Raw genomic sequence first — 9,342 nt, forward strand, 5'->3', positions numbered from 1 at the left:
CGAGCTTATAGTTGCCATTCGGCTGGCGTATCAGCTCAATCTTTTCGAGCTCTTTCAGTGCCGAAGGTACGCTCAGATAGTAGCAGTCCATTTCCCCGGTCATCCCAGCGCTTCAAGTGTTCAGCGAGCTTGTAGTCTTCAATAATTCTTCTGACTACGGAGAAGGCACCGATGCGAATACAGCTGCTTCTTGATTCATTAACTGGTTCAGCCGCCGTTCCCTCGGCAGGAATCTCAACATCAGGGAAGAACTTTTCAAAGTTGGGATTCGGGAACATCATTCCCGGATGATCTGGATCGGCTTTCCCAATGGTCGTTCTTCTGGCGACGTTGTATTTCTTCTCGGGAAGGTACTCTCTAGCATAAGTGTATTCGATATAGGTAGTCTTCCCCCGTTTATTTCTGGAAATTTTACCAGTGTTCTTAGGAATATTAACCAGGCAGTTGTAGTACATGATGGCCTCCTTCATTGAGTATGATATAATACTCAAACGATAACATAGAAAAGCACATCAATGCAAGCAAAGATGTGCTAAAAATACAGTATTTTTGCAGGTTTAAGGCACTTTCTCAAAGGACTTGAGTTTGATTGCTCTGGGAAGTTAGCATTAAAGGTCAGTTAGTCAATATTTCAATTGCTATGATAACCTTTTATAAATATAGATGGGAATTTTTTTGATAATAAATAAAAGCAGGCACTTTTTTACGTAGGTAGGTGCTTGCTTTTATTTATCTATAAATTATAGCCTAGCAGTTAAAAAGGAACTGTATAATTTTATGTGTAAGGATGAACAGTTCCTTAAACTAAATTCAAATTGGGTATAAAAAAAGGACTCCCTTTCCGTATAATTAATTTGAACACTATCAATACGAAAGAAAATCCCCTATGACTGATTTTAACAAAGAATGCCTCAATGCGCTATTGAACAAAGAGAAATTCGATGAATTCATGCGTACTCAGCTTTCTAGGACTCGATCAACTCCTAGAAAGCGAATTGACTGCCTTTCTTGGTTATGATCCCTATGCTCGAGAGGATTGGAACTCTGGAAACTCTAGAAACGGTAGCTATTTTAGACAAGTTAAAACTCAATTCGGACCGATCAAAGTTCAAGTTCCTCGGGACAGAAAAGGTGAGTTTCACCAACATACTCTCCCAGCATACGGCCAACGCACTGATACGCTAGAATCAACCGTGATTCAGCTCTATTCGCATGGCGTAACGACCCGGGAGATCAATGATTTGATTGAGAAAATGTAGGGCAGCTATTACTCAGCTGGCACTGTCGCCAACATCTCTAAGCAGGTTGCCAGCAAGGTCGAAAACTATCACCAACGTCAGCTGAGCGACAAGTTCTTCTGCGTGTATCTCGACGCCACTTACATTCCTCTGCGTAGAGATACGTACCAGCGTGAGGCAGTCTATGTGGCTGTTGGGATTAAGCCTAATGGCCATAAGTAGATCATTGATTATCTGCCCCGGTGGAGAATATCGGAATTTGGGGTGAAATGATTTCCAACTTCAAGGAACGCGTCCTTGAGCAGGTTGAGCTATTCCTGTCAGATGGGTTTGTAGGCATTAAAGACATGCTAAAGCAGTATTACCCAAAATCTAAATTCCAACGTTGCCTAGTTATGCGAAATATCAAGGGGAAAGTCCGTGTAAACGATTGTAAAGAGGCTCTGGACGACTTCAAGCAAGTTCATAAGCAATCTAGCTTAAAAGAGGCAGAAACGGTTCTCCACGCTTTCTATGACAAATACGACTCAAAATACTCAAGCATGATCAAGAATCTGCAGAAGATTGAGGAAGACCTGCTGGCTGCTGGTCTTTTACCAGTACCCTAAGCAGATTTGGCCCTCGATCTACTCAACGAACATGATCGAGTCGATGAACAACATGATCAAACGCAAGACAAAGCCAAAGTCAGAATTTCCAACTGAAGAGTCCCTAGACAACTTCTTAGGTGTACAGGCTATCGGCTACAATGACCGGAATGCCAAGCGGACTCATAAAGGCTTTGGTCGGGTGACAGACACGTTGGAATTATACTTCTATTAAAACAATAATTACTTAAACTTCCCACTTACAAAAGTGGGAAGTTTAAGTTAGTCAAAAATTTTACTCTTTCCCCCCCTCCAGGCAAATTATTCCTCTATCACATAAAAAAGCTTTTTGGACAAAAAGCTTGCTAAGGCACTATATCTTGCAATAAACTATTAGAGCAACGTAGATCTAGTATAGTATGAATAGAAAGAGTGTGATCACCGTTATTGTCTTAAGTGGCCCAATTGGAGCCGGCAAATCCAGTTTAACCAGTATCCTCGCCAAGCACCTTGGCTCAACAGCATATTACGAAGAGGTCAACAACAATCCGATTCTGCCTTTGTACTACAAAGACATGAAGCGCTACACCTTCCTCTTGAACACCTACTTCTTGAACAAGCGGCTGGCTGAAATCAACGCCGCCGCCGGCAACCACAACGACGTTTTAGACCGGTCCATCTACGAAGACTTGCTCTTCTTCAACATGAACGTCGATAACGGGGTTGCTGACCCAACTGAATATCAGATCTACCACGACCTGATGGACAACATGATGGAAGACGTGCCAGGAAATCCGCGCAAGAAGCCGGACCTCCTGATCTACATCCACGTTTCCCTTGACACCATGCTCAAGCGGATCGGCAAGCGGGGCCGGAAGTTCGAACAGCTCGACTCCGACCCGGGCCTGAAGGAATACTACCAGAACCTCCTGCGCTACTACGAGCCCTGGTATGAACAATATGACATTTCACCAAAGATGATGATCGATGGTGACAAGTACGACTTTGTCGACAACATCGATGACCAGGACCTGGTTCTGGACATCATCGACAACAAGCTGCGCGAAATCGGTAATTTATAGTTAGTTGTTAGAAGGAACGTGATGACCGTTATTGTACTAAGTGGGCCCGTTGGAGCCGGCAAATCCAGCCTAACCGCAATTCTTTCCAAATATCTGGGGACCAAGCCTTTCTACGAAAGCGTCGATGACAACCCTGTCCTCCCGCTTTTCTACAAGGACCCCCTCAAGTACACCTACCTGCTGCAGCTCTTCTTCTTGAACACGCGCTTCCACAGCATTAAAAAAGCCCTCAGCGACGACAACAACGTCCTGGACCGGTCCATCTATGAAGATTCTCTTTTCTTCCATATGAACGCCGACATCGGCCGGGCCAATGACCTGGAAGTCCAGACCTACGACGAGCTGCTGGAAAGCATGATGAAGGAACTGGAGCGGATGCCTAAGCGCCATCCTGACCTCCTGGTTCACATCAATGTTTCCTATGAAACAATGATCAGACGGATCCAGAAGCGAGGCCGGTCTTACGAGCAGCTCAGCTTCGACCCGACCCTGGAAGACTACTACAAGCGGATGCTCCGCTACTATGAGAAGTGGTATGACGACTACGACTACTCACCAAAGATGATGATCGACGGCGACCACTACGACTTCATGGCCAGCGAAAGCGACCGGACTGAAGTCCTGGACCAGATCACCCAGAAGCTCAAGCAAGTGGGCAAGCTGCCAAAGAACTGGCAGGCCGGTGAAATTGCCACCGAATCAATCGAATTTTCATCTTAAGAAGCTCCCCTGACGGGGGCTCTTTTATTTAGGCTAAATTCTTTGTTTAGTTAGCTTTCAGCCTTGTAGAACGATTTTTTTAATTCTTTATGGGGTTTCACTTTAAAAAGAAAATTGGTACCGGTTGCTTTTATCCAAAGATAAGCTGTATAAAATAAACCGTTTCTAAAAAACGTGATACAATATTGACGATCTGCTTTTCTAGCGGAAGAAACTATTTATGAAAAAGGGTGAAAAGATAACATGCATTTAAAGAAACTTCGCAAACTTCTCCTGCTGCCAGTCAGCCTGCTCATCGCCGCGCTGTTCTTAACGGCGCCCAAGGCCCAGGCTGCTAGCAAGAAGACTTACATCATCGGTACCGACCAGACTTTCAAGCCCTTTGAAATCCAAGACAAGGATGGTACCTACAATGGCAAGAACCCGGGGATTGACATCGAAATCCTCCGGGAAATCGCCAAGCACGAAAACTTTAAGTACGAGCTGAAGATCATGTCCTTCAACGCCGACGTCCAGGCTCTGCAGTCTGGCCAGATCGACGGGATGATCGCCGGCATGAGCGTGACTGAAGAAAGAAAGAAGACCATCGACTTCAGCAACTCCTACTACACTGACGGGGTCTGCCTGGCCGTGGCCAAGGACAGCAAGATCACCAGCATGAAGGACCTCAAGGGCAAGACGGTTAACGTCAAGACCGGGACTACTTCTGCTATCTATGCCAAGTCCATCCAAAAAAAGTACGGCTTCAAGCTGAAGTACTACACCAACTCCAACACTTCCTGGGCTGACGTCAAGGCCGGCAACGCTGACGCCTGCTTCGACGATGGTCCGTCCCTGCGCTACGGGATTGCCAACGGGACCGGCCTGCGTATCGTCGGCAAGCAGGTTTCCAACGCCCCTCTGGCTTTTGCCGTTAAGAAGGGGGAAAACCAGGAACTCCTCAAGATGTTCAACGACGGTCTGGCCTGGCTGAAGAAGACTGGCCGCTTAAAGAAGATCGTCAACAAGTACACCAGCAAGAAGGCTGTTAAGAGCCAAGTCGTAGCTGATACTTCAATTTTGGGCTTAATCAAGGACAACGCCGGCGCTCTTCTGCAAGGTCTGTGGATGACCATCGAACTCTCAATCGTCGGCATCCTGGCCGCCCTGGTCTTCGGTTTAATCCTCGGGATCATGGGGATCGCTGAACACAAATTCTGGCATGGCCTGGCCAACGTAATCATCTACATCTTCCGTGGGATTCCAATGATGGTTTTGGCCTTCTTTATTTACATCGGCATGCCAACCTTGCTGGGCCACAAGCTGCCCCTCTTTACCGCCGGCATCCTGACTTTGATGCTAGACGAAGGGGCCTACATCGGGGCCATCGTCCGCGGGGGCTTCGAATCAGTTGACGTGGGTCAGTGGGAAGCGGCCCGGTCCCTGGGTCTGCCTTACTACAAAGCCCTGTGGAAGGTTGTTGCCCCGCAAGGCTTCAAGCTGATGATTCCATCCCTGGTCAACCAGTTCATCATCACTCTTAAGGACACGTCCATCCTTTCCGCCATCGGGGTCATGGACTTGACGCAAACTGGTGCCAACTTGATCGCTCAGAACTTCCAGGGCTTCAAGATGTGGCTGATCATCGCCGTAATATACCTGATCATCATCACCCTGCTTACCTGGCTGTCCAACTACATTCAAAAGAAGATGCAACATTAGTTAAAAGGAGGCTTTTCCCATGGAAGAAAAATACAAGGTTCAGGTAACTGACCTGCACAAGAGCTATGACGGCGTTCATGAAGTCATCAAGGGCGCCAGCCTAGACGTCGCGCCAAGCGAAGTCGTCTGCATCATCGGTCCGTCTGGTTCAGGCAAGAGTACCTTCCTGCGCTGCATCAACAAGCTGGAAGACTTCCAAGACGGCCACATCTACTTGGATGGCGTTGACCTGGCTGACCCAAAGGTCGACATCAACAAGATGCGGGAAAAGATCGGCATGGTCTTCCAGCACTTCAACCTCTTCCCGAACATGACCGTCCTGGAAAACATCACCCTGGCTCCGGTCGAACTGGGCAAGGAAGACAAGGAAACGGCCATCAAGGAAGCCCACAAGTACCTGCAGATGGTCAACATGGATGACAAGGCTGACGTCAAGCCGACTACCCTGTCCGGCGGCCAGCAGCAGCGGGTAGCCATCGCCCGGGCCCTGGCCATGAAGCCGGATGTCATGCTCTTTGACGAACCGACCAGTGCCCTGGACCCGGAAATGGTCGGCGACGTTTTGAACGTTATGAAGAAACTAGCCCAAGAAGGGATGACCATGATCGTGGTAACCCACGAAATGGGCTTCGCCAAGCAGGTGGCTGACAAGGTTGCCTTCTTCTACGGCGGCGTGATCAAGGAACTGGGGACGCCGGAAGAAATCTTCGACCACCCGCAGGAAGAAGAAACCAAGAACTTCTTGAACAAGGTTTTGAATATCTAAGCTGAATTTAGATTTTTTAAAAGCAAGTGAAAAAATAAAAGGAAAGCGCTTGAGTTGCCATGCTCAAGCGCTTTTTAGCGGCTAAAAATAATGGAAACACACTTTATAATCACTAGCAAAATTATAATTCGTATTTACATCCGGTTAATTCCATGTTAAGGTAGAAATACCCCCTTCTATCGGAGGAAATTCCGAACATTACCTACTGGAGGATCAAATGGAATTTATTAACAAGTATTTCGAGCTCGACAAGCTCGGTTCAAACCCTAAGCGGGAGTTCATCGCTGGTCTGACGACCTTCTTCGCGATGTGCTACATCCTTTTCATCAACCCTAGCGTCTTGGCCGCCAGCGGGATGGACAAGGGCGCGGTCTTCACGGCAACTGCCCTGGCCAGCGCGCTCGGCTGTCTTATCATGGGTATTTTTGCCAACTACCCGATCGCTACTGCCCCGTCTTTGAGTCTTATCGCCTTCTTCGCCTACACTGTCTGCATCGGCATGAAGGTGAAGTGGCAGACTGCCCTGGCCGCTGTTTTCCTGGCCTCAATCATCTTCATTTTGATTACGGTCTTCAAGCTGCGGGAACTGATCGTTGACAGCATCCCTAATGACTTGAAATTTGCCATTTCCGCCGGGATCGGGATCTTCATCGCCTTCCTGGGCCTGCAAAACGGCAAGCTGGTTGTCAACAGCGCTTCTACTTTGGTAACTATCGGTTCCTTTAAGGACCCAGCTGCCTGGGTAACCATCTTCGGTCTGCTGGTAACCATCTTCTTGATGATCCGGCAGGTGCCAGGCGCGATCTTCATCGGGATCGTCCTGTCTTCAATCTTCAGCATCCTGGTTGGCCAAAGCAAGATGCCGACTTCAGTCGTTTCATTGGCGCCAAGCTTGAAGCCAAGCTTCGGCCAAGCTATCTTCCACCTGGGCGACATCAACACGGTGCAGATGTGGACGGTCGTTTTAACCTTCCTCTTGGTGGCCTTCTTTGACACCACTGGTACCTTGATCGGTCTGGCTCACCAGGCTGGACTGATTGACAAGGACGGCAAGATGCCAAGAATCGGCAAGGCCATGGCGGCTGACTCAACGGCCATGATGGCTGGTTCCATCATCGGTACTTCACCGGTTGGCACCTACGTTGAATCTTCATCCGGGATCGCTGCCGGCGGCCGGTCAGGTTTGACTGCCGTTTGGGTTGGTATCTTCTTCCTTTTGTCCATGTTCTTCAGCCCGCTTTTGAGCGTGGTAACAACTACGGTTACTGCTCCAGCCCTGATCATCGTCGGCGTTTTGATGGCCGCCAACCTGGCCAAGATCTCCTGGGACAAGCTGGAAATCGCTGTTCCAGCCTTCTTGATCGTGATTGGCATGGGCTTGACCTACTCCATCGCTGACGGGATGGCCCTGGGGCTGATCGTTTACCCGATCTCCATGACTGCTGCCAAGCGGACCAAGGAAGTCAGCCCAATGATGTGGATCCTGGCTGTAGTCTTCGTGATCTACTTCTTGATCTTGAACGTCTAAACGCTAACAATAACAATTTTTGCCAAGCTAAAAAGCCCCGACTCCAGCCGGGGCTTTTTCTGATGCATTTTTAGCTTTATTCTTTGGCTTCTTGCAGGCTGGCCATCTTGTCATAGACCAGGCCTCGCTGGTTTTCGTCAATTTCCAAGACTAAAAGGTCACCGGCTAACAGCCTGGTATTCCCATTAGGGATAATATCCTTTTGCCCCCGGTGGATAACTCTAACCAGGGTGCGGTCCGGCCAGGCGATTTCCTTGACCTGGTGGTCAGCCAACTGGCTGCCTTCATAAATGGAAATAGTCAGCTGGTCTGCTTCACCAACATAGTCGTTGTCTTCTTTGGTCTGCATCCGGCCAGCCAAGCTTTCATAGATCGGCACCCCGCCCAGCAGTTCGTTGACTACATAAGCGGCAACTGAGACCACGGCTAAAGGCATGAGGTGCAGCAGTGACCCGACCATTTCCGCGATCAGCATGATAGCGGTAAAAGGAGAGCGGACGATGGCTGAAAAAAGCCCGGCCATGGAGAAGATGATCAAGTTGACGACCAATTTTTGGTCCAAAAGGCCCAGGTCAACCATGAACTGGCCATAAACCGCCCCCAAGAGGGCCCCCATGGTCAAGATCGGCAGGAAGATCCCGCCCGGCAGGCCAGAATCGTAAGACACGATGGAAAAACTGATCCGCAAGAGGAAGATCAAGACCAGGACATTTACGGCGTGAATTTGGTTCAAGCTCAAGATCAAGTTGTTGCCCCCGCCGACATAGCCTGGGATGTAGTACATGACCGGCACTAAGATGAGGGCCGGGATGATCCCGTGCAGCCAACGCGTCAGGACGGGGATTTTTTGATAAACATGGCTGAAATTGAGCAGGCCCCACTGGTAGAAGCGGCCGATCAAGCCCAAGAAAGCCCCCAATAAGAGCAGCTGCCATTACTGGAGGATGGGGAAGCTGTGCTTGTAGTCAATCGCTAAGACCGGAGTCTGGCCAAAGACATTAGAAACCACAAAGTTGGCCATGATGGCTCCGGCTAAAGCGTTCAGCCAGACCCGGGGAGAAAAGTTGTGAAAGACTTCTTCAACGATGAACATGGCCCCGCCCAAAGGTGCCCCGAAGGCCGCGGACAAGCCGCTGGCCGCCCCGGTTGCCAGGAGGACCCGGGAGTCGCTCTTTGAAGCCTTGAAGCCCTGGGCCACCCCCTGGCCGACCGTTGAGCCCAATTGGATTGACGGACCTTCCCGGCCTAAAAAGAGGCCAGACCCGATCGACAGGACCCCGCCGATGAACTTCCGCCAGAGGATTGGCCACCAGGCCAGTTGCAGCTTGCCCTGCAGCTGGAGCTCTACTTCAGGAATCCCGGACCCGCCGGCATGGGGCTGCTGCTTGACTAAGAAGCCGGCCACGATCACGCTGGCCAGAACTCCCCCGGCTAAGAGCCACAAGAGGGCTGGGTTAGCGTGCGCTGCCTGGTAGCCTTTTTGCCACATGGCCAGGGTCTGCCCGATCAGCCAGCGGAAGCTGCCGACAACAATGCCCGCCACCAGGCCCACGACCAGGGCTTCGAATAATAAGCGCAAGTTTGATTTGCGCGTTTGTCTTTCTTCACTCTCCATATAATTTTTGCCCACCTTTTTTGCACGCCGATTGTAAAATTAAACTGAACACTGTTCCGATCCAGTAAGAAAAATCGTTTTCACTGGATTGGAGCACAAAAAATC

The 9,342-nt window shown here is 49.4% G+C and carries 6 protein-coding genes and 2 pseudogenes; 6 read left to right on the plus strand and 2 right to left on the minus strand.

What is annotated here, in order from left to right; all coding sequences use genetic code 11:
* Positions 1–35: 35 nt before the first annotated feature.
* Positions 36–455, minus strand: coding sequence for a hypothetical protein (locus FD23_RS07145; protein WP_052933820.1), 420 nt, complete (start codon positions 453–455; stop codon positions 36–38).
* 431 nt (positions 456–886) lie between these two features.
* Here FD23_RS07145 and FD23_RS07150 point away from each other — a divergent pair.
* The 6 genes and pseudogenes from FD23_RS07150 to FD23_RS07175 all read left to right on the plus strand — a co-directional run bounded on the left by FD23_RS07150 (position 887) and on the right by FD23_RS07175 (position 7,622).
* A pseudogene (locus tag FD23_RS07150) lies at positions 887–2,060 on the plus strand (IS256 family transposase).
* A 199-nt stretch (positions 2,061–2,259) separates the two neighbouring features.
* A complete protein-coding gene (locus FD23_RS07155; protein ID WP_025896178.1) occupies positions 2,260–2,907 on the plus strand; it encodes a deoxynucleoside kinase in 648 nt (215 codons plus the stop codon).
* Positions 2,908–2,928: 21 nt separating this feature from the next.
* The gene (locus FD23_RS07160) at positions 2,929–3,627 is read left to right on the plus strand and encodes a deoxynucleoside kinase (protein WP_003611175.1); all 699 of its coding nucleotides are present in this window, start codon (positions 2,929–2,931) and stop codon (positions 3,625–3,627) included.
* Positions 3,628–3,870: 243 nt separating this feature from the next.
* Positions 3,871–5,328, plus strand: a complete 1,458-nt coding sequence (locus tag FD23_RS07165) for an ABC transporter substrate-binding protein/permease (protein ID WP_025896180.1) — start codon at positions 3,871–3,873, stop codon at positions 5,326–5,328.
* A 19-nt stretch (positions 5,329–5,347) separates the two neighbouring features.
* Positions 5,348–6,094, plus strand: coding sequence for an amino acid ABC transporter ATP-binding protein (locus tag FD23_RS07170; protein WP_003616418.1), 747 nt, complete (start codon positions 5,348–5,350; stop codon positions 6,092–6,094).
* A gap of 217 nt (positions 6,095–6,311) precedes the next feature.
* Positions 6,312–7,622 carry an NCS2 family permease gene (locus FD23_RS07175; RefSeq protein WP_052933821.1) on the plus strand — a complete coding sequence of 437 codons (1,311 nt, stop codon included), beginning with the start codon at positions 6,312–6,314 and terminating at the stop codon, positions 7,620–7,622.
* A gap of 76 nt (positions 7,623–7,698) precedes the next feature.
* Here FD23_RS07175 and FD23_RS07180 read toward each other — a convergent pair.
* A pseudogene (locus FD23_RS07180) lies at positions 7,699–9,237 on the minus strand (ClC family H(+)/Cl(-) exchange transporter).
* Between the last annotated feature and the right edge of the window lie 105 nt (positions 9,238–9,342).

It is taken from the genome of Lactobacillus delbrueckii subsp. delbrueckii DSM 20074 = JCM 1012 (assembly GCF_001433875.1).
Taxonomy (GTDB): Bacteria; Bacillota; Bacilli; order Lactobacillales; family Lactobacillaceae; genus Lactobacillus; species Lactobacillus delbrueckii.